The organism is Salipiger mangrovisoli (assembly GCF_015223355.1).
Taxonomy (GTDB): domain Bacteria; phylum Pseudomonadota; class Alphaproteobacteria; order Rhodobacterales; family Rhodobacteraceae; genus Salipiger; species Salipiger mangrovisoli.
Genome location: NZ_JADFFK010000012.1, coordinates 36376 through 61666, shown reverse-complemented (window position 1 = coordinate 61666; position 25291 = coordinate 36376). Strand labels below are relative to the sequence as shown.

Here is a 25291-nt window from a genome sequence, read left to right as displayed (position 1 = left end):
ATGTTCGATGTCCGCCCTGTCGCCTACGTTCTTGGCCTTCTCGTCACCACGCTCGGCGGCTGCATGCTGGTTCCGTTTCTCGTGGACATCGCCGAGGGCCGGGGTCAATGGCCGGTTTTTCTCGAAAGTGCCCTGATCACCACGCTTTGCGGCGGATTGGTGAGCCTTGCCTGCGCCAATGCCGGGCGGCAGGGACTGACGTTGCAGCAGACCTTCCTGCTGACCGTCGGGGCCTGGGTGGTGTTGCCCCTGTTCGGCGGCATCCCCTTCATGCTGGGGGCGACCGAGGCGCGCATCGTCGATGCCTTCTTCGAGGCCATGTCAGGGATCACCACCACCGGCTCGACGGTCTTCACCGGGCTCGACGGGCTGCCCAAGGGCATCCTCCTCTGGCGCGGCATCCTGCAATGGCTGGGCGGCATCGGGATCATCGTCGTCGCCATGGTGTTCCTGCCCGAGCTGAGGGTGGGGGGGATGCAGATCTTCCGCTCCGAGGCCTTCGAGACCATGGGCAAGATCCTGCCCCGTGCCACCGAGATCGCCTCGTCGATCTCGACCATCTACGTCGGCATGACGCTGGCCTGCGCCGCCGCCTACATGGTCTGCGGCATGGATGCCTTCGATGCGACGGTGCACGCGCTGACCACGCTCTCGACCGGCGGCTTCGCCAATTACGATTCCTCCTTCGGCGGTTTCCAGGGGCCGGCGGAATATGTCGCCGCCTTCTTCATGATCGCCGCCGCGCTGCCCTTCGTGCGCTACGTGCAGATGCTGAACGGCCATCACACCGCGCTGTGGCGCGACAGCCAGGTGCGCGCCTTCTTCGGCACCATCCTCGCGCTGGTGGCGGTGATGAGCGTCACGCTGCTCGCGCTCTTTCCGCACCATCCCGAGCAGGCCATCCGCGAGTCGCTGTTCAACATCAGCTCGATCATTTCGGGCACCGGTTACGCCTCTGTGGACTACATGGGATGGGGCTCGTTCCTGGTCACCCTGTTCTTCCTCATCGGGCTGATCGGCGGCTGCGCCGGCTCCACGGCCTGCTCGGTGAAGATCTTCCGCTACCAGCTGCTCTTCGCCTCGATCCGCGTGCAGCTGAAGCGAATCCGCGCGCCGCATGGCGTGTTCACTCCGCGCTTCGACGGCCGCCCGGTCGCCGACGAGGTGCTGAACTCGGTGATGGCCTACTTCGTCTTCTTCGTGGTCTCGCTCGGGGTGCTTTCGCTGGCGCTCGGCTTCACCGGGCTCGATTTCGTCACCTCGCTCTCGGGCGCGGCGACGGCGCTGGCGAACGTCGGGCCGGGGCTGGGCGAGATCATCGGCCCGGCGGGCAACTTCGCGACGCTCAACGACACCGCGAAATGGATGCTGTCCTTCGCCATGCTGGTCGGCCGGCTCGAGATCATGGCGGTCTTCGTGCTCTTCACCCTGCGCTTCTGGCGCGGCTGAGGAACCGCCGCGGGCGGGAGTATTCGGGGAAGGATGAAAGGCGCAGGCCGGGCTTTCATCTTTCCCCAGATACTCGATCCCGCGCTCACCGGGTGCACTGAGGCCGGGGCGGTGACCCCCCGGCCTGTCGCATCTCAGCCCTGCGGCACCAGCTTGCCGGGGTTCATGATATTCTGCGGATCGAGCGCGCGCTTGATCTCGCCCATCACCTGCCAGCCCTCGCCGTGCTCCTGCTCCATGTGGGCCAGCTTGCCGTGGCCCACGCCGTGCTCGCCGGTGCAGGTGCCGCCGAGCCGCAACGCGCGCTCGGCCATGCGGTGCGACAGGCGCTTCGCCTCGGTCAGATCCTCTGGTCTTTCGGGATCGACCAGCAGGATGGCGTGGAAGTTGCCGTCGCCGACGTGGCCGAGGATCGGGCCGGGGATGCTGCTTGCGGCGATGTCGGCCTGCGTCTCCTCGACCGCCTGCGCGAGGCGCGAGATCGGCACGCAGATGTCGGTGACGACCGCCCTCGCGCCCTTGCGCGAGGCGAGGATGGCGTAATAGCCGTTGTGGCGCAGGGCCCAGAGCGCCCGGCGCTCCTCCTCGCGGGCCGACCATTCGAACGGGCTGCCGCCATTGTCGGCGACGATCTCGGCAAAGCGCTCGGCGTCCTGGGTCACGCTCTCTGGTGAGCCGTTGAACTCGACCAGCAGGTGCGGGCTCTCGGCCATCTCCATGCCCGAATAGGCCGAGAAGGCACGGGCGGTGGCGGCGTCGACGAATTCGATCCGGGCCATCGGAATCCCCATCTGGATCGTCTCCATCACCGCGGTGACCGCGCTGCCCATGTCGGGGAAGGCGCAGATGCCGGCCGAAACCGCCTCGGGGATGCCGTGCAGGCGCAGCGTCAGCTCGGTCACGAGGCCGAGCGTGCCCTCCGAGCCGACAAAGAGCGCGGTGAGGTCATAGCCCGCCGCCGACTTGCGGGCGCGGGTGCCGGTCTCGATGGTGCGCCCGTCGGCGAGCACGACCTTCAGCCCCAGCACGTTGTCCCGCATCGAGCCGTAGCGCACCGTGGTGGTGCCCGAGGCGCGGGTCATCGCCATGCCGCCAAGCGTTGCGTTGGCGCCGGGATCGACCGGGAAGAACAGGCCGGTGGCGCGCAGCTCCTCGTTCAGCGCCTCGCGCGTGACGCCGGGCTGGATGGTCACGTCCATGTCGGCGGGACGAATCTCCAGCACTTTGTTCATGCGGGTGAAATCGACCACGACGCCGCCCTTCACCGCCTGGCCGTGACCTTCGAGCGAGCTGCCCGCGCCCCAGCCGATGACCGGGCAGCCGTGCTCGGCGCAGATCTGCACGATGCGCTGCACCTGCTCGGCGGTTTCGGGGTAGGCGACGCCATCGGGCGGGGTCAGCGGGAAATAGGACTCGGAACGGCCATGCTGCTCCAGTTCGGACTTGGAGCGGGTGAATCGTTCGCCTAGGAAGGCATCGAGAGCCTCCAGGGCTGCGGCGACGGGCATAGGAAACCTCCGTGGAAAATCGGGGCGACCTTAGCCGCGCTGCGCGCCCTGCGAAAGCCATGGGACCGAGGAATGCCGTACCAGTTATCCGATCAGTGGCGCGAGACGCGCGCGCTTTGCGGCCGAGGATGGGACACGCTGCGCCACAAGGGGCCGGGGCAGGTCACCTTCTGGGTGATCGCTTTGCTGGTCGGGGCCGCCGCGGGCTTTGCCGCGCTGGTGTTCCGGCTGGCCATCCACCGTCTGCAGGCCTTTGTCTACGGCACCGAGGATGTGAACCTTCTGGCCAGCTTCGCCGAGACGCTGCCCTGGGTCTACGTGCTGCTGATCCCTGTGGCGGGCGGGGCGACGGTCGGGCTCATCTTGCAGAAGTTCACCCCCGACGGGCGGGTGCGCAGCGTTTCGGACGTGATCGAGGGCGCGGCACTCAACGACGGGCGGGTCGAGAAGAAGGCGGGCATCGCCTCGGCGCTCTGCTCGTGGATCACCCTTTCGACCGGCGGCTCGACGGGGCGCGAGGGGCCGGTGGTGCATATCGCCGCGATGATCGCCTCTTCGGTGTCGAACCTGCTGCGCGTCGACGGCATCACCGGGCGCGACCTGCTCGGCTGCGCTGTGGCCGCTGCCGTCTCTGCCAGCTTCAATGCGCCCATCGCCGGGGCGCTCTTCGGGCTCGAGGTGGTGCTCCGGCATTTTGCCTTCCATGCCTTCGCGCCGATCGTGGTGGCCAGCGCCGCGGGCACGGTGATCAACCGGATCTACTTTGGCGACGTTACCGAATTCGTGCTGCCGGGCACGACCACGGTGGAGTTCTACCTCGAGTTGCCCGCCTTCTTCCTCATGGGGCTCGTCTGCGGCCTGGTGGCGGTGCTGATGATCAAGGCGCTGTTCTGGTCCGACAGCGTGGGGACGGCGATCCAGACCCGCCTTGGCCTGCCGCATTGGCTGCGCCCGGCGGTGGCGGGGCTGCTGCTCGGTGCCATCGCCATCGCCTTCCCGCACATCATCGGCGTGGGCTATGAGACGACTTCGCGGGCGCTCTCGGGGCAGCTGACACTGAGCCAGGCCTTCCTCTTCGCCGCGGTGAAGGTGGCGGCGGTGTCGATCACCATGGCCGGGCGCATGGGCGGCGGGGTGTTCTCGCCCTCGCTGATGGTGGGCGCGCTCACAGGGCTCACCTTCGGCCATATCGCCACCGGTCTCTTCCCCGAGCAGAGCTCGGTCTTCACGCTCTACGCGCTCGCGGGGATGGGGGCGGTGGCGGCGGCGGTGCTGGGTGCGCCGATCTCGACCACGCTGATCGTCTTCGAACTGACCGGCGACTGGCAGACGGGGCTGGCGGTGATGGTCTCGGTGTCGATGTCCACGGCGGTGGCCTCGCGGCTCGTCGATCGCAGCTTCTTCCTGTCGCAGCTGGCCAGGCGCAACGTCCAGTTGGCCGCCGGTCCGCAGGCCTATCTGCTGGCGATGTTCCGGGTGCAGGGGGTGATGCGCAAGCCCTCCGACGAAGGCGCGGCGGACGAGGAGGCTTGCCTGCGGATGATCGAGCAGGGGCTCTACCTCAACGCGCAGGCGACACTGGAGGCGGCGCTGCCGCTCTTCGACAAGTCGGGCGTGGCCTACCTGCCGGTGGTGACCCGCAGCGGTCCTGACGACGCGCCGGTGCTGCAGGGCGCGCTCTTCCACGTCGATGCGCTGAAGGCGTACAACCGCGCCCTGGCGGCGACGGCGGAGGAAGAGCACAGCTGAGCGGGTGCGCCGCCTGCGGCCGCTGTAAGAGGATGCCTGAATGACCGAGATCCCGACCCTCATCATCCGCGCCGCCGAACCCCGCGACGCCGGTGCGCTTGCCGAGATGGGCAACCTTCCGGGGGTCCGGCACGGCACCCTCCGGATGCCCCATGACACGCAGAGCAGGGTCGAGCGGCGGCTCGCCGCCAGCGGCGCGAACCATTTCCTCGTCGGGCTGATCGAGGACGGGAGCGGCGTGCAGAAAATTGTCGCCGAGGGTGGGCTCATGCCGGGCCAGCGGCGGCGCTCTCACGTCGGCGAGATTTTCCTCATCGTGCATGACGTTCACGTGGGGCGCGGCTACGGCACGGCGATCCTGAAGAGCCTTCTCGACATTGCCGACAACTGGCTCGGCCTGCGGCGGCTGGAGCTTGACGTGAACACAGACAACCGCGCGGCGATCCATCTTTACCAGCGGCACGGCTTCGAGATCGAGGGCACCCGGCGCGGCGATGCCCTGCGCGACGGCGTATTGATCGACTCGCACGTGATGGGACGGCTGCGCGACGCGCCGGGACCGAGGATCGACTGAGACGATCCGGCGGCACTTTTGCCGCTGGGTTGACATGCGAAAGCCCCGCGGCTGTGCGCGGGGCCTTGCGGTTGCTCCGCGGAGCCTCAGGCCAGCTCCAGCGCGACCTCGATATTGCCGCGGGTGGCGTTGGAATAGGGGCAGACCTCATGGGCGCGCTTGAGGATCGCCTCGGCCGTGTCGCGCTCCAGTCCCGGCATCTTCGCGACCAGCTTCACCGCCAGTCCGAAGCCGCCTTCGGGCAGGCCCCCAATGGCCACCTCGGCATCGACGGTCGCCTCCGCGGGCACGGAGCCCAGCTTCTCGGCCTGCGCCACGAAGCGCATCGCGCTGAGGAAGCACGCGGCGTAACCCATAGCGAAGAGCTCTTCGGGATTGTGCCCCTTGCCAGAGCCGCCGAGCTCCTTGGGGCTGTTCATGGTCACCGTCAGCATGCCCGAGGCGAGCTTCGTGACGCCATCGCGGCCGCCGCCGGATGCCTGCGCTTCGGTCCGGTATTTCACATCGAGAGACATGGGGTAATCATTTGTGGTCGATTATATCGTACACGATAGATATTTGCACCACGACGAAAGTCAATCGCTTGAGAAAGGATCGCGCGCGATTTATATTCGGCAGATGACCCGGAGCCCCACGCCATCTGACCCCGAAACCACCGTGCCGCAGCCGCTTTCGCCGCAGGACATGGTCTGTTTCTCGCTCTATTCGGCGGTGCACGCCATGAGCCAGGCCTACCGGCCACATCTGGAAAAGCTCGGGCTGACCTACCCGCAGTACCTCGTGATGAGCGCGCTGTGGTCCGCCGAGGCGCCGCCGACCGTCGGGTTGCTGTCGCGGCAGTTGCAACTCGAATCGAGCACGCTGACGCCGTTGCTGAAGCGGCTGGAGGCCATGGGGCTGCTCACCCGCCGCCGCGACGCCGAGGATGAGCGGCAGGTTCGCATCACGCTGACCGAGGACGGGCAGCAGATGCGGGACCGTACCGCGCATATCGCGGGCTGCATCGCCGCGCAGAGCGGCATGAGTGTAGAGGAGCTGTTGGCCCTGCGCGATCAGGTGAGCCGGTTGCGCGACAACCTGCGCAAGGGGTAGGGCGGCGCAGGCCGCTCCGGCGACCGGTCAATCCCGCAAGGCGGCGACGGCGCGGATTTCGACCTTGAGCTCGGGCCGGCTGAGCCCGGATATGCCGATGATCGACCACGCCGGATAGGGGCTCCGGATGAACCGGCGCTTGACCTCGATGAAGGCCGGGAGCGTCGTCTCGATATCCACGTGGTAACTGGTGACGTCCACAAGATCGGTGAAATCCAGCCCGGCGATCCGCAGCAGTTCCTCGATGCGCCTCAAGGCCCATTCGGTCTGCTCGGCAACACCCTCGCCGGCGCTGCCATCCGGGCGCGCGCCGACCTGTCCGGAGATGAAGAGCATCCCCTTCGACTTCACGGCGGGCGAGAACCCATATGCCTCGAAGGCGGCACGGTAGCCTTCGAAGAGCGCGTTGCCCGGCGGTATCTCTAGGACTTCCGAGGTCATGGCCCTGTCCTCTCTTGGAAATGTCGATGTGGAGAAACGACCGCGCCGCGTCAGCGGAGCGTGCCCTGCAGAAGGGCGCGCGACGGGGACGCGAACATGCGTCGGTCCTGCCTTCGCCAAAAGGGCCGGCCCGTTGCGGGCCGGCCCTTGGGTCTGCATGGCCCTGCGGCTCAGATCTGCTCGACGGCCACGCCATCCTGCAGGTCGAAAGCAAGGTAGCCCTTGATCTCCGCCGCGTCCGCCTTCGGGTCCATGTAGGAGAAGACCGCGTTGTCATAGGTGCGGCTCTTCGAGGCGATGTGGTAATGCTCGGCGTCGCCAAGCGCGGCACTGGTGCTGCGATAGGCGCTCGGCTCGAGGAAGGCCATGGCCACGTCCTCGCGCGGGAAATAGATGGTCAGGGGCTTCTGACCCTCGGTCAGCTCGAGGGCGCGGCTGCTTTCCCCAAGCACGGCGCCACCGGCGCGGATGACCCAGGTGCCCGAGGCGGGGCGGACGGCAATCTGTTTCAACATCATGTCTCTCCCGTTATCCGATCATCATATACCAACGCCGATGCGACAGTCCTGTGTCAAAGCGGCGCGCAAGCCGCCTCGAGCCAGTCCCGCACGGCGCCTGTGACAAGCGGAGCGATGCGTTCGAGAACCCCGGCGTGATAGGCGTCAAGCCAGTCACGTTCCGCGGCGGTCAGCAGCCCCGTCTCGATCAGACGCCGATCGATCGGCACCCAAGTCAGCGTTTCGAAGCGCAGCATCTTGGCTACGTTCTGGCCAGGAAGGGGGGGCGCGGGTTCCACCGCGATGAGGTTCTCGATGCGGATACCATAAGATCCCTCGCGATAGAAGCCCGGCTCGTTGGAAAGGATCATCCCCGGCTCCAACGGCACCGTGCCGGTGCGCGCGATGCGCTGCGGCCCCTCGTGCACCGACAGGTACGAGCCGACGCCATGGCCGGTGCCATGGCCGTAGTCGAGCCCGGCCTCCCAAAGCGCGGCGCGCGCCAGCGCGTCGATGTCGCGCCCCGCCAGCCCCGCCGGGAAGCGCAGCCGCGACAGCGCCACCATGCCCTTCAGCACGCGGGTGAAGGCGTCTTTCTCCTCGGGCCCGGCCTCGCCCAGCACCATGGTGCGGGTGATGTCGGTGGTGCCATCGACATATTGTCCGCCGCTGTCGATCAGCAGCAACTCGTTCGCGGCGGTGGTACGGTTGGTCTGCTCGGTGACCCGGTAGTGCACGATGGCGCCGTTTGGCCCGGCCCCCGAGATGGTCTCGAAGGAGATGTCGCGCAGCGCATTGGTGGCGCGGCGCTCCTCCTCGAGCGCAACCACCGCGTCGATCTCGGTGAAGGCGCCCGGCGTCTGGCGGTCAAGCCAGTGCAGGAAGCGCACCATGGCCGCGCCATCGCGCAGATGCGCCGCCCGTGCCCCGGCGAGCTCGGCGGCGTTCTTGCGTGCCTTGGGCAGCAGGCAGGGGTCGGCGGCCTCGGCGATGTCGCGCCCCTCGAGCGCGTCCAGCACGGCGACGGGACAGCTGGCGGGATCGATCTGCACGGTCCCCTCCAAAGCCGCGAGCGCCGGCAGGAAATCCGCGGGCGCGGCCACGGAGACGCGCGGGCCGAGGTGATCGCCCAGCCCGGTCAGCTTCTCGGCCGCCATGAACAGCCTGACGCGGCCCTCGGCGTGCAGGATGGCAAAGCCATGCGGGACCGGGTTCCGCGCCACGTCCGAGCCGCGGATGTTCAACAGCCATGCCAGGCTGTCAGGCAGAGTGATCACGCAGGCATCGACGCTGCCGAGCGCCTTGCCGAGCCGCAGGATCTTCTCCTCGTGCGCCTCGCCGGCCAGATCCACGGGCTGGACAAAGGCAGGTCCCAGCGGCGGCGCCGGCTGATCCTGCCAGATGCGGTCGACAAGATTGTCGCAGCGGCGCAGGGCCACCGGCCCCAGCCCGCGCTCGAGTCCCCGCATCTGCTCGACGGAGAAGAGCCAGGGATCGATGCCGACCGTGCCGCCTTCGGGCAGCGCCTCGGCGATCCATTCGGCCAGCCCGACCTCGGGCCAGTCGACCGGGGTGAACTCGGATGCCACCTGCGCCTTGACCTGCACCCGGTAGCGGCCGTCGACAAACACCCCGGCCTTCTGCGCCAGCGCCACGCAATGCCCCGCGGAGCCGGTGAAGCCGGTCAGCCAGGCCAGCCGGTCGTCGCGCGGCGCGACATATTCGCCCTGATGCGCGTCGGCGCGCGGCACCAGGAAGCCATCGAGCCCTTCTGCGGCCAGTTCGGCGCGCAGCGCCGCGAGCCGCGGCGGTCCCTGTTCGGGGGAAGCGCTCTGTTCGAAAGTCTGGAACATGCGGAGGTCTCCTGCGGTCGTGGGACGGGGGTGTCATGTGGTCAGGGCAGGGGCGCTGCCCCTCTTGGCCTGACGGCCAATTCACCCCGGGATATTTACACCTAGAAGAAGGCCGGATGCCGGGCTTTCTTCTAGGTGCAAATTTCCCGGGGAGCCCGAGGGGCCGGCCCCTCGGTCCTGCGGTCTCAGCCGGCGCGGCGGATGCCCATGACGCGCGCCCGCGCCCGTGGGTCGGAATCGAAGAGCGCGGCGAGCTGTTCGGTCATCGCACCGGCCAGCTGCTCGACGTCGGTGATGGTCACCGCGCGCTCGTAGTAGCGCGTGACGTCGTGACCGATGCCGATCGCCAGCAGCTCGACCTGCTTCTTGCGCTCGACCATGGCGATCACGTCGCGCAGGTGCTTCTCGAGGTAGTTGGCGGGGTTCACCGACAGGGTGGAATCGTCCACCGGCGCGCCGTCGGAGATCACCATGAGGATCTTGCGCGCTTCGGGGCGATGCGCCATGCGCTTATGCGCCCATTCCAGCGCCTCGCCGTCGATGTTCTCCTTCAGCAGGCCTTCCTTCATCATCAGCCCGAGATTGTCGCGCACCCGGCGCCAGGGCGCGTCGGCGCTCTTGTAGATGATGTGGCGCAGATCATTGAGGCGGCCAGGCTGCTGTTCGCGGCCCTCGGCCAGCCATTTCTCGCGCGCCACCCCGCCTTTCCAGGCGCGGGTGGTGAAGCCGAGGATCTCGACCTTCACCGAGCAGCGCTCGAGGGTGCGCGCCAGCACGTCGGCGCAGATCGCGGCGATCGAGATCGGGCGGCCGCGCATCGAGCCGGAGTTGTCGATCAGCAGCGTCACCACCGTGTCGCGGAACTCTGTGTCCTTCTCGACCTTGAACGAGAGCGGCGTGGTGGGGTTGGCGACGACGCGGGCCAGCCGGCCGGCATCGAGCACGCCCTCTTCCTTGTCAAACTCCCACGAGCGATTCTGCTGCGCCTGCAGCCGGCGCTGCAGCTTGTTGGCCAGCCGCGAGACCGCGCCCTTCAGCGGCTCGAGCTGCTGGTCGAGATAGGCGCGCAGGCGCTCCAGTTCCTGCGGGTCGGCCAGCTCCTCGGCGGGAATTTCCTCGTCGTGGGTCGAATCGTAAACCTTGTAGCCGGGATCTGCCTCGGACACGGGGGCGGGGGGCGGCGGCTCCATCGGCGCGTCGCCCTCGGGCAGCTCGGCCTCCTCGCCCATCTCCTGGTCAGCCATGTCGTCGGCCGAGACCTGCGCCTGGCTCTGGTCCTGGGTTTGCTCCTGCGACTGCTCGGGCGAGGCTTCGGCCTCGTCCTGCTGCTGGTCGTCCTGACCGGTCGAATCGGGCTGTTCCTGGTCCTCGCTGCCGGGGTCGGCCTCGTCCTGCGCCTCGTCGTCGAGCTGGTCGGGATCTTCGCCGAGCTGGTCGCCGTAGCCGAGGTCGGTGATGATCTGCCGCGCGAAGCGGGCAAAGGCCGCCTGATCGGCGAGCTTGGCCTGCAGATCCTCGAGCGTGCCGCCGGCCTGCTCCTCGATGAAGCCGCGCCAGAGTTCCATCACGTGGGCGGCGTCCTTCGGCAGGTCGCGCCCGGTGGCGAGATGGCGGATCATGTAGCCCGCGGCGACCGGCAGCGGCGCCTCCGAGGCCTGGGTGATCTGCCCGTAGCCGCGGCGCGCGGCCTCGTGGCCGATCTTGGCGTCGATATTGCCCGCGGTGCCCGGCATGTCACGCGCGCCCATCGCCTCGCAGCGGGCGGTCTCCATCGCCTCGTAGAGCTCGCGCGCCATCTCGCCCTGCGGCGCGTAGCGCGTGTGGGTGGCGCCGTCGTGGTAGCGGCGGTAGAGCGCCAGCGCATCGGCGGTGCCGCGGGCCAGCAGCACCTCGTCGCGGGTCATCCGGCGTGACACCTGCGGCAGCCGCATGATGTCCCCCGAGACGCCTGAGGGGTCGACGGAATAGTTGACCGTGAGCTCGGGGTCGTCGGCCATGACCTTGGTGGCCTCGGCCAAAGCCTTCTTGAACGGATCTGCGGGGTTGTCGGTGTCGCGTGCCATGCTCACAGGTTTCGCGCCGTGGCGGGGAATTGGCAAGAGGGGATGCGCGCCATTCTGCGCCGCGCGGCGTTCAGCCCTGCGGCAGAAGGTGGCTGCAATCCTCCGAGCGGCGTTCGAAAAGCGCGCGGCTCTGCGCATCGCCGGCAAGCACGCCGCGGTAGAGCAGCCGGTAGCCGGGCAGGGCCTCGAGGATCGCGGCGCGCAGCGTCGGGCCGGTGAGCCCGCCCGCGGCGGCGCTCAGGCTGAACTGGCGCGCCAGCAGGCTGGCGCTCTCGGACGAGTCGCCGGGAGAGGGATCATCGGCGATTTCCAGCGCCGCGCCCTGCCAGAGCGCCGCGCAATCGGCGGCTTCGGGATGGGCGTGGGCGGCTCCGGCGGCGAGCATCAGTGCGGCGACAAGACCCTTCACAGCGCCGCCCTCCCGGTGGCCAGCCCTGCAAGCACATCGACATGCACGTCGAGCGCATCGATCACCCGGTAGCCCGGATCATGGCGGCCGTCGAAGGCGAGGTTGAGATCGGTGCCCGCCAGCACGATGGCCTCGGCGCCCATGTCCTCCACCATGCGCCGCCCGGCCTCGAAGAAAGCCGCGCGGTCGGCCTCGGAACAGGACCCGGCCACCGCCATCTCCTGGTAGCGCTGCCCCAGCGCCTCGGTCTCGCCATCAAGCGCCACCGCCTCGGTGCGGGCGAGCTGCCCGTAGAGCCGCGTGCGCATCACCACCCGCGTGCCAAGCAAGCCGACCCGCAAGAGTCCCTCACGGGCAAAGAAATCGTCCAGCGGCGCCACGGCCGAGACCAGCGGCAGGCTGGCGCGGGCAACGGTTTCCTCGAAGCAGAAATGCCCGCCAAGCGAGGTGATCGCAGCGCAGTCGCAGCCCGCTGCCGCGAGCCGGTCGATCAGCCGTGCGTAGACCTCGGCCTGTGCGGCACGCTTGTCGGCGAGGTTGTTGCGGATCAACTCCTGGACATCCGCCTGTACGATGGTCAGCTCGAGCGGCGCGCCGAGCGCCGCCACGGCCGCCGCCAGCCGCTGGTAATAGACCACCGTGGCGGCGACACCGATGCCGCCGATCAGCCCGATATGCAAAGCTTTTCCCATGCGCCGTCCTCCTGGCCGCACCCGGCCCAGCCCTTTAACCCAAGGGGCGCGGGCTCGATCGGCCCGCGCCCCCTGGTCTTTTCGCGTTCTTCTAGGCGGAAGTATCCCGGGGGAGTCCGCGTCAGCGGACGGGGGCAGAGCCCCCGATCGTCCCGGATCAGGCCAGCGACAGCGAGGCCGCGCTCTCGGGAAGTTCCTCGTCGAAGCAGCGCTGGTAGAACTCGGCCACGGTCTGGCGCTCGAGCTCGTCGCACTTGTTGAGGAACGACAGGCGGAAGGCATAGCCGACGTTGCGGAAGATCTCGGCGTTGGCGGCCCAGGCGATCACGGTCCGCGGCGACATCACGGTCGAGAGCTCGCCGTTCATGAAGGCACGGCGGGTGAAGTCGGCCACGGTGACCATCTGGCGGATGGTCTTGCGGCCTTTCTCGTTGTTGTAGTGCGGCGCCTTCGACAGCACGATGTTCACCTCCGCGTCGATGCTGAGGTAGTTCAGCGTCGCGACGAGGCTCCAGCGGTCCATCTGGCCCTGGTTGATCTGCTGGGTGCCGTGGTAGAGCCCGGTGGTGTCACCGAGGCCGACGGTGTTCGCGGTCGCGAAGATGCGGAAGTACTTGTGCGGCGTGATCACCTGGTTCTGGTCCAGCAGGGTCAGCTTGCCGTCGGTTTCCAGCACGCGCTGGATCACGAACATCACGTCGGCGCGGCCCGCGTCATATTCGTCGAAGACGATGGCGGTCGGGTTGCGCAGCGCCCAGGGCAGGATGCCTTCCTGGAACTGGGTGACCTGCTTGCCGTCGACCAGCTTGATGGCGTCCTTGCCGATCAGGTCGATCCGGGAGATGTGGCTGTCGAGGTTGACGCGCACGCAGGGCCAGTTCAGCCGCGAGGCGACCTGCTCGATGTGGGTCGACTTGCCGGTGCCGTGGTAGCCCTGGATCATCACCCGGCGGTTGTTGCGGAAACCCGCGAGGATCGCCAGCGTGGTGTCGGGGTCGAACTTGTAGGTGCTGTCGAGATCCGGAACGCGGTCGGTGCGGTCGGGGAAGCCGTGGACCACCATGTCCGTGTCGATGCCGAACACCTCGCGGACCGAGATTTCCTCGGTGGGTTTCGCATTGATGTCGATCGTGCCATCCGCCATGGTCGTGCCCCTGTCCGGTCGTTAGAAAGTCTTGCGCACCGTCGTGCCCCATATCGCAGGCAAGGGCAAGGGGGCCGCAGCCGGGTTTGCGTGATGGCCGGGCCAGCCGCGGATCGGGGTGGCAAGCCGGGCACGGAATGTATTTGCGCCTGCCGCTTTCCGGGCACTAATCTGCGGCAAGTGCAGGAACCAAACAGGCGCGTTACGTGGCAAGTTCACCCCATCCCGACCTCGAGGAGTTGATCGCGCGGGTCGCCATGGCCGACCGCACCGCCTTTGCCCGGCTCTACGAGCGCACCTCGGCAAAACTGTTCGGGGTCTGCCTGCGGGTGCTGCAGGACAGGGCGCAGGCCGAGGAGGCGTTGCAGGATACCTACGTCAAGGTCTGGAACAATGCCGGCAGCTATCGGGTCAATGGCTACTCCCCGATGACCTGGCTGATCACCCTGGCGCGCAATGCCGCGGTCGATCGTCGCCGGCGCAGCGACGCCGGGCGCGTGGTGCAGCCGATCGAGCTTGATGACCGGCTTGCCGACCCGGCGCCGGGCCCGGCCCAGCAGGCCGAGGCGCGCGACGAGGCGCAGGCGCTGGCACTCTGCATGGACGAGCTGCCGCCCGAGCGTGCCGAGATGGTGCGCCGCGCCTATCTTGAGGGGGCCACCTACGCCGAGCTCGCTGCCGCCACCGGGGTCAAGCTCAATACCGTCAGGACCTGGCTGCGGCGCAGCCTTCTGAGCCTGCGGGAGTGCCTGAGCCGATGACCGGGACGCCGCAGCCCGGCCCGCCCGGAGGGGAAGAGGCCACCGCGGCAGAATACGTGCTGGGGCTGCTGCCCGTGCCGGAGCGGCAGGCTTTCGAGGCGCGGCTGGCGCGCGACCCTGCGCTGGCGCGCGAGGTCGCAAGCTGGTGCGCCTGCTTTGCCGCGCTGACCGCCGACATCTCCGAGGTCGCGCCGCCCGCCAGCCTCTGGCCGCGGCTCGAAGCCCGGCTGCATGGAGCGGCGCAGCCGCCGCTCTGGCGGCAGCTGCTGCCCTATCTTCTCGGCGCGGTGCTGGCGGCGGGGCTGGCCTGGGCGGCGATGGTGACGGGTCTTCTCGGTCCGGCGCTGCCGGATCTCCGCGCCGATCTGCGTGCCGGGGTGCAGGGGCTGGAGATCAGCCTCGACTACGCGGCGGGCCGCAGGACGCTCACGGTGCATCGCACGGCGGGGGCGTATCCGCCGGACCAGGTTCTGCAACTGTGGATGTTGTCCGACAGCGCCGAAGCGCCGGTGCCGCTCGGCATCGTGGCGCCTGAAGGGCCGACCGATCTGGTGTTGGAGAGGGCGCTTGCGGGGCAGATCTCCGGGGCCACGCTCGCGCTTTCGCTGGAGCCTCCGGGTGGTGCGCCGGACGGGCGGCCCACGGGCCCGGTGATCGCGCTCGGCAAACTCGCGCCGCTTTGATGCGGCGGAATGAACGATGCTGCGTCCCTATCCCCGGTTCCGCCCGTAGAAAGCGGGAGCGCCGCGCGCCAAGGCGCCCCGGCCAGAGCCAGATCTATCTTGCCCCTGCCGCAGGCGTTGCCAGCCGCCGCGGCATGACAGCCGGGTCGAAGCCGCCGCTCTGGACGAAAGGGGGCCGGTGCAAGTGGCGCCGGTCCCGTTAAACACGTTCCCCGTGCCATCCGCTCTTTCCCGTGCCATCTGCTGCGCCGCTTGACCTCCGGCATTTCCGAGGCGCATCCTCGGCCGCGAGGAGACCAGGGAGGAAACCATGAAACGCCGAGGAGTGCTCGCGGGTCTTGCAACGCTCGTGGCCGGTCGAGGTCCGGCGCGCGCCGCGGAGAGCTTCGAGATCACCCGCAGCCCGCAAGAGTGGCGCGCCCGCCTGACCCCGGCGGAGTATAAGGTGCTGCGCGAGGCCGGAACCGAGCGCGCGTTCAGCTCGCCGCTCGACCGCGAGAAACGCGCGGGGAACTTCCTGTGCAAGGGTTGCGACCTGCCGCTCTACGGCTCGGAGGCAAAATTCGACAGCGGCACCGGATGGCCGTCGTTCTACGCGGCGCTTCCGGGGGCGATTGCCACCAGGCGCGATCTGTCGCTTTTCATGATCCGCACCGAATGCCACTGCCGCCGCTGCGGCGGGCACATGGGGCATATCTTCGACGATGGCCCGCCACCTACCGGAAAACGCCATTGCATCAACGGTATCGCGCTGCGTTTCGTGCCGAGTTGACGGGATTACGCTGGGGAAGGGTTCCGACCTGACCGGGTGGGCCGGTCAGGTCGGGTGCGGGGGTGCGGGGGTCGGCCCAAGGGGCCTGCACGGCCAGGGGGAGCGGTGTGCAGGCCGACTTGGTCCGTGAGTGGACACGACAGGGAGCTCGCGTCACCTTGGTCCGGCCCGAAATCTGGGCCGATACGATGACGGTATCACAACCTTACGTCACCTGTCGAGAAAATCACACCAATAGGTTGTGAATATCGTGGATCGTGAATGTTGCCGGCACAGACGCGGCTCGCGGCCCCAACGAAAACGGGCCCCGCGGGGCCCGTTCGTCACTTGAAGTTGCGGCTGTCCTTGATCTGGTCCCAGGCCCAGACGACTTCCTGCAGCTGCTCTTCCTGAGAGCGGTCGCCGCCGTTCATGTCCGGGTGCAGCACCTTGATCAGCTTCTTGTACGCCTTGCGCACGTCGGCCTTGGTCTCGGCGCTCTCGACATCGAGGATCTCGAGCGCGCGCTTCTCGGTCGGGGGCAGGCGGCGTCCGCCGCCCGGGGCCTTGCGGCCGGGGTTGCGGGTGGCGTTGTCGCCAAGCACCTGATGCGCGTCCTCGATGCCCAGACGGGCCCAGGCCCGCTGTTCGGGGTCGCGGTAATCCTTGGTCTTGCGCTCCCACACCTTGTCGGACGTGGCCTGAGCGTTCATCTCGGCCTCGGTCTTGCCGTGGAAGAAGTTCCACTGGTTGTTGTACTCGCGCACATGGTCCTTGCAGAACCATTTGAATTCATCGAGCACGTCCGGCGCCTTGGGAGCGCGGAACTTGCCCGGCTCTTCGCATCCGTCGTGCTCGCACACGCGGGTGGAGGTTTCCTGTTCGCCGGTCATCCCGCGTCGTCCGCGCGGGTTCTTTTTCTTAGCCGACTTAATCGACATGTCGAAACCGAAGGGGTCGGGTCTGCTCATGGTCTCACCTTTTCGACTCGGACGAGGGAGTTTAGACAATCCTGACCGAGTTTGAAGAGGCAGGAGCCAAAAATGTCGCGAGCAAGCGAGATCGAAACCCGTCTGCGGGCGGCCTTTGATCCTACCGAACTGGAGGTTCTTGACGAAAGTCAAAAGCATGCCGGCCATGCCGGATACCAGGAGGGCGGCGAAAGCCATTTCCATGTCCGCATGCGTGCTGCGGAACTCGCCGAGATGAGCCGCATCCAGCGCCATCGCGCCGTGCATTCCGCGCTGGGATCCGATCTGGTCGGGGCGATCCACGCGCTCTCCCTCGACGTGCAGGGCTGATCCCCATGGGCGGGGCGCGGGCGACTCGCGCGCCTGCCCCTGCGTCTTCGGCTGTGTGACGGGCGTCGCAGCCATGTTGCGGGTTTGCGCAAACGTCGTCTCGAAATGAGCGGATTAATCCGGACTTTTGGCGTCCTGACGCGACGTCACCGAAGTGCGGTTTCTCGGTATGTCTGGGGTATCCTGCGCCGCCTGTGATCTCAGAATGCATTGGTATGCGATGGAATTCCGAAGTCATACCGTTGAAATAGCGAGATATCTTGAGAAAGGCCCAAGGTCGGACCCTGGGGTGCCCCTGCTTGCACATGTGCGGATTCCTGCTCATGCGTCTTTCCGCAAAACGGAAAGAATTCAGGAGGACTTCCATGGAGGCCATTACCAACTTCTCGGTGCGGATCGTACAGAGATACCTTCCGAGCGCGTTCGTGCTCGCGTTGATCCTGACGGCGATCGTCTTCGTGCTGGGGATGGCCGCGGGGGGCGAGACGCCCATGGCAATGGCCGGCTACTGGGGCGACGGCTTCTCGAAGCTGTTCAAATTCGGCATGCAGATGACACTGGTGCTGCTCACCGGCTACGTGCTGGCGATGACCCCGCCGGTGCAGAAGATGCTGACCGGGCTGACCCATCTGGCCGGCAGCACCCGGCAGGCGCTGGTCATCACCATCGTCACCAGCTTCGTGTGCTACTATCTCAACTGGGGCTTCGGCATGGTCGCGGGCGCGATCCTCGCGCGCGAAATGGGCCGCCGCGTGGCGGTGCACTTCCCGCTCATCGTGGCGGCAGCCTATGGCGGCGAGCTGGTGCGCGGTCCGTCCTCCTCGATCCCGCTGGTGATCGCGACGCCGGGTCACTTCCTTGAGGAAAAGATCGGCCTCGTGCCGGTGACCGAAACGCTCTACGCGCCCTGGAATATCGCGATGACCGTCGCGCTGCTGGTGTTGCTGGTGCTGTTCTTCATGGTCCAGAAGCAGCCCGCAAAGATCGACAGGCTGCAGATCGACGAGACCGAGGAGGCCCCGGAGTCGGTGCTTGACCGCAGCGCCATGTCGCCCTCGGACCGCATCGAGACCTCGCGTATGCCGACGCTGTTCCTCGGCCTGCTGACGGCGGCCTACCTGCTGGGCCAGGTCTTCGACGGCAGCTTCGCCATCACGCTCGACACGGTGATCCTGATCTTCCTCGCGCTAGGCCTGCTGCTGCACAGGAATTCGGCGTCCTATCTCAAGGCCGCGGAAAAGGCCGTGGCGGCGGCGCGCGGCATCATCGTGCAGTTCCCGCTCTACGCCGGGATCGCGGGCATGATGACCGACTCCGGCCTTGTCACCCAGTTCTCCGAGGCGATCATCTCGGTGGCCACCCCGACCAGCTTCCCGCTGCTGACCTTCCTGTCGGCCGGGCTGGTGAACTTCTTCATCCCCTCGGGGGGCGGCCAATGGGCGATCCAGGGCCCGATCATGATGGAAGCGGCGGCGGCGCTCGGCGCGGATCCGGCGCAGACCATCATGGCCTTCACATGGGGCGATGGCTGGACCAACCAGATCCAGCCGTTCTGGGCGCTGCCGCTGCTTGGCGTCGCCGGGCTCTCGGCGCGGGACATCATGGGCTACCTGCTGATCTGGCTGGCGATCTCGGGGGTCGCCATCGGTGGCACCTTCGTCCTGCTGTCGATGATGGGCTGAGCACGAACCCCTTGAAACACGCGAAAGGCGGGCCCGCTGGCCCGCCTTTTTTTGTGCATCGAGCGGCGCTGCGGCGCGTTCAGCCGACCTTGTCGTCCGCCTGCTGCTCGCGCGTGGGCATCACCGGCTCCGGGGTCTCCTCCGGCGGCGAGGCCGTGAGCGGGGGGGCGATCGGCACCGCCACCGGCTCGTGGTGGAAGGGGGCAGCCGCCGGGGCCTGAGGAACCGGGCGGCGGAAGACCAGCAGCGTGCGCCAGACCGTGGTGCTCGAGGTCAGCCCGCTGCGCTCCTCGCTCGGCAGGGTGTCGGCGCGGATGTAGTCCCAGCCTTGTTCGGCCATTTCGTTCAGCAACCGTGACATGGAGACCGCAAAGCGCCCCTCTGGTCCCTTGGCCGCCTTGGCCTTCTCTCCCTTGGTGGGGGCGGGGAGCACCTTGTACTCGTGGGTTTTCATCCGGGCGCGTCCCTTCCTGGTTCTGACCCCAAAGGGGTACGGCGCGGGGATGGGCAAGTAAAGGGCGCGGCAAATACCCGAGAGTGCGCCGGTGCGACACTCTCGGGTCAGCGATGAAATCGGGGTCAAAATCCCCAAAAAAATCATTTGTCCCCGTGGCCCCGATCAATTCTGGGGGCGGAACCGCGACCTCACGGTGCCCCGGTAGACATCGGAACTATTGCGCCGATCCGGGAAGGAAAGGGCGCAGGTGCATTTTGCAACTCCCGCGGTAAATGCCTGCGCGAACTCAGCTTTTGCGCGGGCGAAACGCCAGGACGATGCCCCCGAACGCCAGCCCCCAGACCGCCGCGCCGAGGCCCCAGAGCGTGAGGCCCGAGGCGGTCACCAGAAAGGTCACCGCCGCCCCCTCGCGGCTCTCTTCTTCGCGCAGTGCGCCGCTGGCCGAGGCGGCGAAGACCGGCAGAAGGGCCACGCCTGCCAGCACCTGCAGCGTCATCGCCGGGGCAAGCGCGGCCACGGCCGTCACCGCCACGGCGAAGAGACCGAAAAGGCTGTAGAAAACACCGGCCATCACCGCCGACCAGTAGCGCCGCGAGGGGTCCGGATGGCTGTCGGCGTTGGCGCACATGGTGGCGGTGATCGCGGCGAGGCAGGTCGCCGGGTTGCCGAAGGGGGCGGTCAGCAGCGAGATGCCGCCGACCCCGGCCAACAGTGGTCCGGGCGGCGGCGTGTAGCCGAAGCTGCGCAGCACCGCCACGGCGGGAATGTTCTGCGTTGCCATGGTGACGATGAAAAGTGGGATGCCGAGGCTCAGGATTGCCTCGGGCGAGAACACCGGCGTCACCCAGACAGGGTGGCTCATCCAGCTGCCGGTGATCGGCAGCGAGAAATCATGCGCCCAGAGCGTCACTCCCAGCGCCGCCAGCACCGCCGCAGGCACGGCGAGGATGCGTTTCACCCGCCCGACGAGAAACCAGCTGAGCAGGATCGGCAGGGCGACCTCGGGTGCCTCGGCGAGGCCGCGAAACGGTGCCATGCAGAGCCCCGCCAGCACGCCCGCCAGCATTGCCTGTGCCAGCGCCGTGGGCACCGAGGTCACCAGCCGCGCCAGCGCCGGCCAGAGCCCGGCAAGCGCGATCAGCCCGCCCGCCACGATGAAGGCCGCCACCGCCCCGGCAAAGCCGTCGGCCAATGGCTGCGAGGCGGCCAGCAGCGCCACGGCGGGGGTGGACCAGGCGCAGGACACGGGCTCGCGCCGCCACCAGGCCAGAACGATGCCCGCGATGGCCATGGAGAGCGCCGCCGCCGCAAGGCCCGCGCCTGCCTGCTCGGGGGTCGCGCCCACTGCGGTCAGCCCCTGCAGCACGATCGGGAAGGAGCTGAACACGCCGACGATCGCCACCATCGCCCCGGTTGTCACGTTCTGCAGGTCGGGACCGGGGCGGCGCGGGGATCGGGACATGATGGCTCCTTACGTGGGGTCTTGTTCGCCCTTAGGCAGCGCGCCGCCGAATGGCAAGCGGGGGCGGACTTGCAGGAGGTGTTCGGTGTCGGGTAGATGGTACGTTATAACGTAACGAATCACGAGAGCGACCATGCCGACATCCGCCACCCCCGCCGACCCGCGTCTTCCTGTCACCGTGCTGTCGGGCTTTCTCGGAGCGGGCAAGACAACGTTGCTCAACCAGGTGCTGAACAATCGCGAAGGCCGCCGTGTCGCGGTCATCGTGAATGACATGTCAGAGGTGAACATCGACGCCGACCTTGTGCGCGGGGGCGGGGCCGAGCTGTCGCAGACCGAGGAAACCCTGGTCGAGATGACCAACGGCTGCATCTGCTGCACCCTGCGCGACGATCTCTTGACCGAGGTCCGCCGTCTCGCAGCGCAGCATCGCTTTGACTACCTCCTGATCGAAAGCACCGGGATTTCCGAGCCGCTGCCGGTCGCCGCGACCTTCGAGTTCCGCGACGCGGCGGGCGAGAGCTTGTCCGACATCGCCCGGCTCGACACGATGGTGACCGTTGTGGACGCTGCCAATCTGCTGCGCGACTACGCCAGCCATGACTTCCTCGCCGACCGCGGCGAGAGTCTGGGCGAGGCGGACACGCGCACGCTGGTGGACCTGCTGGTCGACCAGATCGAGTTCGCCGACGTGGTGGTGCTCAACAAGGTCACGACCGCGGGCGAGGACGCGCGGGCCGCGGCGCGGCTGATCATCACCGCGCTCAACCCCGACGCGGAGATCGTCGAGGCGGACCATGGCCGGGTCGATCCCGCCCGCATCATGGGCACCGGGCGCTTCGATTTCGAGACCGCGCACGAGCACCCGCTCTGGGCCAAGGAGCTGTACGGCTTTGCGGACCACGTGCCCGAAACCGAGGAATACGGCGTCTCGTCTTTCGTCTACCGGGCCCGGCGGCCCTTCGTGCCTGCGAAGATCCATGCGGTGCTGAACGGCCCGCTGCCGGGGGTGATCCGTGCCAAGGGGCACTTCTGGATCGCCACGCGTCCGGACTGGCTGGCAGAGTTCTCGTTGGCGGGGGCGCTCAGCTCCGTGCGGCCGATGGGGCGCTGGTGGGCGAGCGTGCCGCCCGAGCGGATGCCGGCGCACGCTGGGTTTCGCGACTATCTGGCGCAGCATTGGCAAGAGCCATTTGGCGACCGGCGGCAAGAGCTGGTGTTCATCGGCGCGGGGTTTGACAGGGCGGCGATCACCGCGGCGCTCGATGGGGCGTTGGTCTGCGAAGGGGTTTTCGAACCGGGGAACTGGGATGGGCTGACAGATCCCTTCCCCGCCTGGCGCGAGGTGCAGGGGTCGTGAGGCGCGGCCAGCGGCGCAACCTTGGGGCGAGTCCCAGCCGCCGGCGCGAGACCGATATCATGGCTGCCTATGACCGGCTGCCGCCCGAGCTGAGGGCCTGGCTGGCTCAGGCGGCGCTGCCCTGGTCGCCGCGCTCGGCACTGCGCGCCTGGCGCGCAGCGCTTCGCCGGAGCGGCTGCTGCAAGGCGGCGGCCGAGCGGTTGAACGCGATCGAGGCCAGGCAGCTCGCGCGCGAGGGTGCCTGGCCGGGGCACCCATGACCCCGGCCAGCCCTTGGCTTCACGCCGCGGCCACGGACTTCTTTTCCCAGGCGAACTTCTGCATCACCTGATCCACCGGGGTGTCCGCGAGATGGTTGGTGTAGTTCGACATGACCTTCTGCGCGACGGCGAGGATCACCTCGAGGATCTGCCGCTGCGTGTACCCGGCGTCGAGGAAGGCCTGCACCTGGGCTTCGTCCAACGCGCCGCGCTGGCGGACCACTTGCAGGGTGAAGTCGCGCAGTGCTTCGAGCCGGGCGTTCGGCAATGGCGTCTCGTCGCGCAGCGCCTCGGTGATCGCGTCATCCACTTGCATCATCTTGGCGATGCCGGTGTGGGCGGGCACGCAGTAGTGGCAGGCGTGTTCGACGTTGATCGTCTGCCAGACCACGGTGATCTCGTCCTTGTCGAAGCTGGTTTCCTCGGCGAACAGCCGATGCAGATGCTTGTAGCCGTCGAGCAGCGCCGGGGCCTCGGCCATCACCGAATGCAGTCCGGGCAGGCGCCCAAAGGCTTTTTGCGAATGCTCCAGAAGAGGTCGGCTCGCCTCGGGGGCGGTGTCGAGCGTGTGCTTGGTGAACTGGGTCATCTCTGTCTTTCCCTGATTCTTGAGCGATTGCTCAAATTGATGAGGGAGAGATAGCTTTACTTGAGTGATCACTCAAGATACATTTTGAGCGCTCGTTCAGGCAAAGCGGATCGCAGCCGACGGCGGGCGAGGGAAGGGAACGGGCAGGGCAATGGCCAGACAGGCGCGACACGACAGGCAGGAGGTGCTGGGCAAGGCGCTCGAACTCTTCTGGTCGAAAGGTTACCACGCAACCTCGCTCAAGGACCTCGAGCTGGCGCTCGACATGCGCCCCGGCTCGATCTACGCCGCCTTCGGCTCGAAAGAGGCGCTGTATTCCGAAACGCTGGCGCTCTACGCCGAAACCTCGCGCCTGCAATTCCTCGAAACCCTCGAGGCCGGGCCGCGCCGTCTGCAGGGGCTCGCCAACCACGTGCGCAAACTCGGATGCGCCAGCGATACCGTTCCCTCGCGCGCCTGCATGCTGGTCAAGACGCTTCTTGAAACGCCAGACGACGATCCGGGCCTGCGCGTGCAGACAGAAAATCTGATGCGCGGCATGGAGACGATGTTCGCCCATGCCTTCCGCGAGGCGCAGGAGCGCGGTGAACTCGGTCCAGAGGCCGACCCGCAGCGCTGCGCCAGTCGGCTCCAGGCCGAGATCTTCGGTCTGCGTGCCTATGCGCAGCGAACCGACAGCCGCGAAAAGGTGGCACAGCTCGCCGAGGACATCGCGCGCGAACTGGAAGGGCGCGCCCTTGCCTGAGGCCGTGTGCGGGGGCTGCCCGGTGTCGCCTACTTGACGTAAGGTCGGAAAATCGGCAAAGCCTCGCGCATCCGTGGCAAATGCGATTGCTGCGACGCGGAAAAGTGCCAAATTTGCTCAGGAATATTCGTTTTCCGGAGACCCGCATGTCCGACGCTCTGCTCGACCGCCGCGCCTTCCTTGCATCCGTGCTTGCTACCGGCGCCTTTTCGGTGCTGCCCGATTTCGCCCGTGCGCAGTCCGGGGCCATCGCCTCTGGCATCCCGCTCGGCCCGCCCAAGCCCTTCAGCTTCGACATGCTGCGCGAGCTTGCGTCAAATCTGGCGAAGGAAAACTTCACGCCGATGGCGGTGCCGGATGCCGAGATCCTTCAGGAGATCGACTACGATGCGCATGGTGCAATCCGTTTCCGCGAGGACCGGGCGCTCTGGTCCGGGCAAGGAGATGCGCAGCCGGTGCGCTTCTTCTTTCCGGGCCGCTACTTCCCCGAGCCGGTGCATGTCTACGCGCTCGAAGAGGGCACCGCGCGCGAGGTTCCGTTTTCCCGCGATCTGTTCGAGATCCCGCAGGGCAGCCCTGCCAATCGGCTCGAGAAAACCGAAGGATTTGCCGGTTTCGCGGTGCAGGACCCCGCCGACCGGCTCGACTGGATGGCCTTCCTAGGCGCCTCGTATTGGCGCACGGCGGGGTATTCCGGGCAGTTCGGGCTGTCGGTGCGCGGGCTGGCCATGGACACGGCGATCCCCGACGGCCCCGAGGAATTTCCCCGCTTCACCCGCTTCTGGCTGGAACAGGGGGCGGAGGGGGCGGTGACCACCTACGCGCTGCTGGAAAGCCCGCGCGCCACCGGCGCCTACCGCATCGCCTCGCGGCGCGACAACGGGGTGATCCAGGACGTCTCGGCCGAGATCTTCCTGCGCGGCGATGTCGCGCGTCTGGGGGTTGCGCCGCTGACCTCGATGTTCTGGTTCGGCAAGCACAACCGCCACGTCGCCGCCGACTGGCGTCCCGAGGTGCATGACAGCGACGGGCTGGAAATCCACACCGGCGGCGGAGAGCGCATCTGGCGCCCGCTCAACAACCCGCCGCGGGTCATGGCCAATGCCTTTGGCGCCACTGATCTTGCCGGGTTCGGGCTGATGCAGCGCGAGCGAAACTTCAGCGAATACGAGGATGATGGCGTGTTCTACGAGCGCCGCGCCTCGGCCTGGATCAAACCGCAGGAGGGTTGGGGGCCGGGCGCCGTGACACTGGTCGAACTGCCCACGGACGATGAGATCCACGACAATATCGTCGCCTTCTGGACCCCGGCGGAGCCCGCCGCTGCGGGAAGTTCCTACAGCATGAACTACCAGCTTTCCTGGCTCGAGGATTGCCCGGTGCCGCCGCAGGCCGCGCGGTTCATCGCGGTGCGCATGGGCAAGGGCGGCATCCCCGGCCAGCCGCGCCCGGCGGATACGGTGAAGGTCGTCTGCGACTTCGACGGTTTGGGGATGGAGGGGATGGACCGTGGTCCCGACACGCTGCCGGTTGTCACCGCCTCGCGCGGAAAGGTCTCGGGCGAGGCGGCCTATCCCGTGGTCAGCACGCAGAACTGGCGGGCGATGTTCGACCTCGATTTCTCGGCGATCGCGGCGGAGGACGACGAACCGATCGACCTGCGGGTCTATGTCTCGCATGAGGGCGAGGCGATGACCGAGACGATGATCCTGCAGCTTTTCCCGAGCCAGCTGCGCGCGCTGCTCGCGGCGCGGGGGTAGGGCGCGGCC

26 protein-coding genes are annotated in these 25291 nt (G+C 67.6%); 13 read left to right on the top strand and 13 right to left on the bottom strand.

Annotation, left to right across the window (positions count from 1 at the left end; translation table 11 throughout):
• The gene (locus tag IQ782_RS16300) at window positions 1-1449 is read left to right on the top strand and encodes a TrkH family potassium uptake protein (protein ID WP_194135721.1); all 1449 of its coding nucleotides are present in this window, start codon (window positions 1-3) and stop codon (window positions 1447-1449) included.
• Window positions 1450-1583: 134 nt separating this feature from the next.
• Here the strand turns inward: IQ782_RS16300 and IQ782_RS16295 are convergent, their stop codons facing one another.
• Window positions 1584-2957, bottom strand: a complete 1374-nt coding sequence (locus IQ782_RS16295) for an FAD-binding oxidoreductase (protein WP_194135720.1) — start codon at window positions 2955-2957, stop codon at window positions 1584-1586.
• Between the two features lie 72 nt (window positions 2958-3029).
• On the opposite strand from IQ782_RS16295, the gene IQ782_RS16290 reads away from it, so the two are divergent.
• The gene (locus tag IQ782_RS16290; protein ID WP_194135719.1) at window positions 3030-4706 is read left to right on the top strand and encodes a chloride channel protein; all 1677 of its coding nucleotides are present in this window, start codon (window positions 3030-3032) and stop codon (window positions 4704-4706) included.
• Between the two features lie 40 nt (window positions 4707-4746).
• Complete coding sequence (locus IQ782_RS16285; RefSeq protein ID WP_194135718.1) at window positions 4747-5280, top strand: GNAT family N-acetyltransferase; 534 nt, start codon at window positions 4747-4749, stop codon at window positions 5278-5280.
• Window positions 5281-5366: 86 nt separating this feature from the next.
• Here the strand turns inward: IQ782_RS16285 and IQ782_RS16280 are convergent, their stop codons facing one another.
• Window positions 5367-5795 carry an organic hydroperoxide resistance protein gene (locus tag IQ782_RS16280; protein WP_194135717.1) on the bottom strand — a complete coding sequence of 143 codons (429 nt, stop codon included), beginning with the start codon at window positions 5793-5795 and terminating at the stop codon, window positions 5367-5369.
• Between the two features lie 103 nt (window positions 5796-5898).
• On the opposite strand from IQ782_RS16280, the gene IQ782_RS16275 reads away from it, so the two are divergent.
• Window positions 5899-6372 (top strand): MarR family winged helix-turn-helix transcriptional regulator, encoded by a 474-nt coding sequence (locus IQ782_RS16275; RefSeq protein WP_240989341.1) that lies wholly within the window; start codon window positions 5899-5901, stop codon window positions 6370-6372.
• 27 nt (window positions 6373-6399) lie between these two features.
• Here the strand turns inward: IQ782_RS16275 and IQ782_RS16270 are convergent, their stop codons facing one another.
• The 7 genes from IQ782_RS16270 to cobS form a co-directional block, all read right to left on the bottom strand.
• A complete protein-coding gene (locus tag IQ782_RS16270) occupies window positions 6400-6813 on the bottom strand; it encodes a RidA family protein (protein ID WP_194135716.1) in 414 nt (137 codons plus the stop codon).
• A 170-nt stretch (window positions 6814-6983) separates the two neighbouring features.
• Window positions 6984-7328: a DUF427 domain-containing protein gene (locus IQ782_RS16265; RefSeq protein ID WP_194135715.1), complete on the bottom strand. Its 345-nt coding sequence runs from the start codon at window positions 7326-7328 to the stop codon at window positions 6984-6986.
• Window positions 7329-7384: 56 nt separating this feature from the next.
• Window positions 7385-9163: an aminopeptidase P family protein gene (locus IQ782_RS16260; protein ID WP_194135714.1), complete on the bottom strand. Its 1779-nt coding sequence runs from the start codon at window positions 9161-9163 to the stop codon at window positions 7385-7387.
• Window positions 9164-9348: 185 nt separating this feature from the next.
• Window positions 9349-11226 carry a cobaltochelatase subunit CobT gene (gene cobT, locus IQ782_RS16255; RefSeq protein WP_194135713.1) on the bottom strand — a complete coding sequence of 626 codons (1878 nt, stop codon included), beginning with the start codon at window positions 11224-11226 and terminating at the stop codon, window positions 9349-9351.
• A 70-nt stretch (window positions 11227-11296) separates the two neighbouring features.
• On the bottom strand, window positions 11297-11635 hold the full coding sequence (locus IQ782_RS16250) for a hypothetical protein (RefSeq protein WP_194135712.1): 339 nt from the start codon (window positions 11633-11635) through the stop codon (window positions 11297-11299).
• Window positions 11632-12327 carry an aspartate/glutamate racemase family protein gene (locus tag IQ782_RS16245; RefSeq protein WP_420832676.1) on the bottom strand — a complete coding sequence of 232 codons (696 nt, stop codon included), beginning with the start codon at window positions 12325-12327 and terminating at the stop codon, window positions 11632-11634. Before IQ782_RS16245 ends, IQ782_RS16250 begins: the two co-directional genes overlap by 4 nt.
• Before the next feature lie 157 nt (window positions 12328-12484).
• Window positions 12485-13471, bottom strand: coding sequence for a cobaltochelatase subunit CobS (gene cobS / locus IQ782_RS16240; RefSeq protein ID WP_108965094.1), 987 nt, complete (start codon window positions 13469-13471; stop codon window positions 12485-12487).
• 257 nt (window positions 13472-13728) lie between these two features.
• Here cobS and IQ782_RS16235 point away from each other — a divergent pair, with 257 nt between their 5' ends.
• From IQ782_RS16235 to msrB, 3 genes are all read left to right on the top strand, one after another.
• Window positions 13729-14232 carry a sigma-70 family RNA polymerase sigma factor gene (locus tag IQ782_RS16235; RefSeq protein WP_194135835.1) on the top strand — a complete coding sequence of 168 codons (504 nt, stop codon included), beginning with the start codon at window positions 13729-13731 and terminating at the stop codon, window positions 14230-14232.
• Window positions 14229-14915 (top strand): anti-sigma factor, encoded by a 687-nt coding sequence (locus tag IQ782_RS16230; protein WP_194135711.1) that lies wholly within the window; start codon window positions 14229-14231, stop codon window positions 14913-14915. The genes IQ782_RS16235 and IQ782_RS16230 overlap by 4 nt, the downstream gene beginning before the upstream one ends.
• 310 nt (window positions 14916-15225) lie before the next feature.
• Window positions 15226-15687: a peptide-methionine (R)-S-oxide reductase MsrB gene (msrB, locus tag IQ782_RS16225; protein ID WP_194135710.1), complete on the top strand. Its 462-nt coding sequence runs from the start codon at window positions 15226-15228 to the stop codon at window positions 15685-15687.
• A gap of 323 nt (window positions 15688-16010) precedes the next feature.
• Here the strand turns inward: msrB and IQ782_RS16220 are convergent, their stop codons facing one another.
• Window positions 16011-16637, bottom strand: a complete 627-nt coding sequence (locus IQ782_RS16220) for a J domain-containing protein (RefSeq protein ID WP_194135709.1) — start codon at window positions 16635-16637, stop codon at window positions 16011-16013.
• Window positions 16638-16709: 72 nt separating this feature from the next.
• Here IQ782_RS16220 and IQ782_RS16215 point away from each other — a divergent pair, with 72 nt between their 5' ends.
• Window positions 16710-16967: a BolA family protein gene (locus tag IQ782_RS16215; RefSeq protein WP_194135708.1), complete on the top strand. Its 258-nt coding sequence runs from the start codon at window positions 16710-16712 to the stop codon at window positions 16965-16967.
• 365 nt (window positions 16968-17332) lie between these two features.
• A complete protein-coding gene (locus IQ782_RS16210; RefSeq protein ID WP_194135707.1) occupies window positions 17333-18649 on the top strand; it encodes a short-chain fatty acid transporter in 1317 nt (438 codons plus the stop codon).
• Window positions 18650-18728: 79 nt separating this feature from the next.
• On the opposite strand, the gene IQ782_RS16205 is transcribed toward IQ782_RS16210, so the two are convergent.
• On the bottom strand, window positions 18729-19103 hold the full coding sequence (locus IQ782_RS16205; RefSeq protein WP_194135706.1) for a DUF4177 domain-containing protein: 375 nt from the start codon (window positions 19101-19103) through the stop codon (window positions 18729-18731).
• A gap of 289 nt (window positions 19104-19392) precedes the next feature.
• Entirely contained in the window at window positions 19393-20568 is a 1176-nt protein-coding gene (locus tag IQ782_RS16200; RefSeq protein ID WP_194135705.1) for a benzoate/H(+) symporter BenE family transporter, read from the bottom strand.
• Window positions 20569-20701: 133 nt separating this feature from the next.
• On the opposite strand from IQ782_RS16200, the gene IQ782_RS16195 reads away from it, so the two are divergent.
• Entirely contained in the window at window positions 20702-21928 is a 1227-nt protein-coding gene (locus IQ782_RS16195) for a GTP-binding protein (RefSeq protein ID WP_194135704.1), read from the top strand.
• The gene (locus tag IQ782_RS16190) at window positions 21925-22188 is read left to right on the top strand and encodes a DUF6525 family protein (protein ID WP_338092597.1); all 264 of its coding nucleotides are present in this window, start codon (window positions 21925-21927) and stop codon (window positions 22186-22188) included. The genes IQ782_RS16195 and IQ782_RS16190 overlap by 4 nt, the downstream gene beginning before the upstream one ends.
• A 19-nt stretch (window positions 22189-22207) precedes the next feature.
• On the opposite strand, the gene IQ782_RS16185 is transcribed toward IQ782_RS16190, so the two are convergent.
• Window positions 22208-22777 (bottom strand): carboxymuconolactone decarboxylase family protein, encoded by a 570-nt coding sequence (locus IQ782_RS16185; RefSeq protein WP_194135702.1) that lies wholly within the window; start codon window positions 22775-22777, stop codon window positions 22208-22210.
• A gap of 151 nt (window positions 22778-22928) precedes the next feature.
• Here IQ782_RS16185 and IQ782_RS16180 point away from each other — a divergent pair, with 151 nt between their 5' ends.
• Window positions 22929-23522, top strand: coding sequence for a TetR/AcrR family transcriptional regulator (locus IQ782_RS16180; RefSeq protein ID WP_194135701.1), 594 nt, complete (start codon window positions 22929-22931; stop codon window positions 23520-23522).
• Between the two features lie 146 nt (window positions 23523-23668).
• Window positions 23669-25282: an OpgD/OpgG family glucan biosynthesis protein gene (locus tag IQ782_RS16175; protein WP_194135700.1), complete on the top strand. Its 1614-nt coding sequence runs from the start codon at window positions 23669-23671 to the stop codon at window positions 25280-25282.
• Window positions 25283-25291 lie beyond the last annotated feature (9 nt).

What these genes read in the sequence shown, in the direction of transcription:
- cobS (WP_108965094.1), bottom strand. Translation starts at nt 13,471, where the DNA reads ATGGCGGATGGCACGATCGACATCAATGCGAAACCCACCGAGGAAATC.
- IQ782_RS16300 (WP_194135721.1), top strand. Translation starts at nt 1, where the DNA reads ATGTTCGATGTCCGCCCTGTCGCCTACGTTCTTGGCCTTCTCGTCACC.
- IQ782_RS16280 (WP_194135717.1), bottom strand. Translation starts at nt 5,795, where the DNA reads ATGTCTCTCGATGTGAAATACCGGACCGAAGCGCAGGCATCCGGCGGC.
- IQ782_RS16215 (WP_194135708.1), top strand. Translation starts at nt 16,710, where the DNA reads ATGTCGCGAGCAAGCGAGATCGAAACCCGTCTGCGGGCGGCCTTTGAT.
- IQ782_RS16205 (WP_194135706.1), bottom strand. Translation starts at nt 19,103, where the DNA reads ATGAAAACCCACGAGTACAAGGTGCTCCCCGCCCCCACCAAGGGAGAG.
- IQ782_RS16235 (WP_194135835.1), top strand. Translation starts at nt 13,729, where the DNA reads ATGGCCGACCGCACCGCCTTTGCCCGGCTCTACGAGCGCACCTCGGCA.
- IQ782_RS16260 (WP_194135714.1), bottom strand. Translation starts at nt 9,163, where the DNA reads ATGTTCCAGACTTTCGAACAGAGCGCTTCCCCCGAACAGGGACCGCCG.
- IQ782_RS16210 (WP_194135707.1), top strand. Translation starts at nt 17,333, where the DNA reads ATGGAGGCCATTACCAACTTCTCGGTGCGGATCGTACAGAGATACCTT.
- cobT (WP_194135713.1), bottom strand. Translation starts at nt 11,226, where the DNA reads ATGGCACGCGACACCGACAACCCCGCAGATCCGTTCAAGAAGGCTTTG.
- IQ782_RS16195 (WP_194135704.1), top strand. Translation starts at nt 20,702, where the DNA reads ATGCCGACATCCGCCACCCCCGCCGACCCGCGTCTTCCTGTCACCGTG.
- IQ782_RS16230 (WP_194135711.1), top strand. Translation starts at nt 14,229, where the DNA reads ATGACCGGGACGCCGCAGCCCGGCCCGCCCGGAGGGGAAGAGGCCACC.
- IQ782_RS16185 (WP_194135702.1), bottom strand. Translation starts at nt 22,777, where the DNA reads ATGACCCAGTTCACCAAGCACACGCTCGACACCGCCCCCGAGGCGAGC.
- IQ782_RS16285 (WP_194135718.1), top strand. Translation starts at nt 4,747, where the DNA reads ATGACCGAGATCCCGACCCTCATCATCCGCGCCGCCGAACCCCGCGAC.
- IQ782_RS16180 (WP_194135701.1), top strand. Translation starts at nt 22,929, where the DNA reads ATGGCCAGACAGGCGCGACACGACAGGCAGGAGGTGCTGGGCAAGGCG.
- IQ782_RS16295 (WP_194135720.1), bottom strand. Translation starts at nt 2,957, where the DNA reads ATGCCCGTCGCCGCAGCCCTGGAGGCTCTCGATGCCTTCCTAGGCGAA.
- IQ782_RS16200 (WP_194135705.1), bottom strand. Translation starts at nt 20,568, where the DNA reads ATGTCCCGATCCCCGCGCCGCCCCGGTCCCGACCTGCAGAACGTGACA.
- IQ782_RS16175 (WP_194135700.1), top strand. Translation starts at nt 23,669, where the DNA reads ATGTCCGACGCTCTGCTCGACCGCCGCGCCTTCCTTGCATCCGTGCTT.
- IQ782_RS16220 (WP_194135709.1), bottom strand. Translation starts at nt 16,637, where the DNA reads ATGAGCAGACCCGACCCCTTCGGTTTCGACATGTCGATTAAGTCGGCT.
- IQ782_RS16270 (WP_194135716.1), bottom strand. Translation starts at nt 6,813, where the DNA reads ATGACCTCGGAAGTCCTAGAGATACCGCCGGGCAACGCGCTCTTCGAA.
- IQ782_RS16290 (WP_194135719.1), top strand. Translation starts at nt 3,030, where the DNA reads ATGCCGTACCAGTTATCCGATCAGTGGCGCGAGACGCGCGCGCTTTGC.
- IQ782_RS16245 (WP_420832676.1), bottom strand. Translation starts at nt 12,327, where the DNA reads ATGGGAAAAGCTTTGCATATCGGGCTGATCGGCGGCATCGGTGTCGCC.
- IQ782_RS16275 (WP_240989341.1), top strand. Translation starts at nt 5,899, where the DNA reads ATGACCCGGAGCCCCACGCCATCTGACCCCGAAACCACCGTGCCGCAG.
- msrB (WP_194135710.1), top strand. Translation starts at nt 15,226, where the DNA reads ATGAAACGCCGAGGAGTGCTCGCGGGTCTTGCAACGCTCGTGGCCGGT.
- IQ782_RS16265 (WP_194135715.1), bottom strand. Translation starts at nt 7,328, where the DNA reads ATGTTGAAACAGATTGCCGTCCGCCCCGCCTCGGGCACCTGGGTCATC.